This window comes from Actinoplanes rectilineatus (assembly GCF_000962825.1).
GTDB classification, from domain to species: Bacteria; Actinomycetota; Actinomycetes; order Mycobacteriales; family Micromonosporaceae; genus Actinoplanes; species Actinoplanes rectilineatus.
On the sequence record NZ_JZKF01000266.1, the window covers coordinates 1 to 327 of the forward strand.

Genomic DNA, 327 nt, shown 5'->3' on the forward strand with positions numbered 1-327 from the left:
CTGGGTGTCGTCGTCGGCGCTGTCGGCGGGATCTACGGCATCGGTGGCGGTTCTCTGCCCGGTCCGATCCTCGCCGGACGCGGCACCACGATGACCCGCATCGCGCCCGACGCGCTGCCCGTCTTCGCCGGCGTGCCGCTTTCGGTCGAGGACGGCGTCCTCGAGCTTCTCGCCAACTCCCTTTTCCGACTCACGAAGGCGGAGATCACCCTCCCCGAACCCCGCCGTGCACCGGGCCGAACCCGCGTCCGAACGGGGCTCCCGCGCCCGGTGCGCGGGCCCGCCCCCGCCGCAACGCCGCGCTCACCGGCCCAGTGACTCGGCTGC

The 327-nt window shown here is 74.0% G+C and carries 1 pseudogene; it reads left to right on the plus strand.

What is annotated here, in order from left to right:
- Positions 1-318 (plus strand): annotated as a pseudogene (locus tag WH85_RS52645) (hypothetical protein); the annotation flags it as partial.
- Positions 319-327 lie beyond the last annotated feature (9 nt).